At 41.5% G+C, this 614-nt stretch carries 1 protein-coding gene; it reads right to left on the bottom strand.

Features of this window, described 5'->3' with window-relative positions:
* Positions 1-127: 127 nt before the first annotated feature.
* Positions 128-614, bottom strand: a 487-nt coding sequence (locus KIV41_RS24595; protein WP_285337849.1) for a hypothetical protein, incomplete at its 5' end; no start/stop codon positions are given.

Raw genomic sequence — 614 nt, 5'->3', positions numbered from 1 at the left:
TAACGCCGCGTTAAGTGGTGAGCAACGCAGACCACTGTACTCAAAGTATTTTGCCGTAAACACTTAAACTCAAGCAAATCAAAAATGCCAAGCGTTGCGAATCCGTCTTGAACGCTTTGTTAGGCATCTAGCTCGCACCAAACTCCGAGCTTATCTCCTGTTGAATAACTCTAACGGTTTGCTCAAACGCGCTTTCTATACTTATTGCGTCTCGTAAATCTAGAAGATGATATTCAAACGGGAGTTCTTCCGACATTTTTTCGGCATAAAATTCACCTAGCTTTAGTCTCCATGGATACGATGTATACTCAGGTGTATACACATGAAATAGAACAACTTTTTCGTAAGTTTTGTATTGATTTAGGAGCCAAAACTTGCCGACATTCGTATCTGGGTGAGTTTGTTTAACTTCAACTTCTAAAGCGACTACCACTTTACCATCAGTTAGTAGTCCGTCGGCTCGAAAGCCATCTGATGGGAAACCAGGAATAGCTTGATAGCCATTCGTAAACTGCAATTTATTACTTTGGAAGCTCTTCATCCAATCCGCGAGCTGCGATTCAAATCTTAACCATTCTGACTTCATAGCTTGAATGCTCTTGATGCCTAACGCC

The organism is Vibrio sp. D401a, assembly GCF_030248515.1.
Taxonomy (GTDB): Bacteria; Pseudomonadota; Gammaproteobacteria; order Enterobacterales; family Vibrionaceae; genus Vibrio; species Vibrio rotiferianus.
The sequence above is the reverse complement of the archived record's forward strand: the minus strand, read 5'-3'. Positions and strand labels throughout refer to the sequence as shown.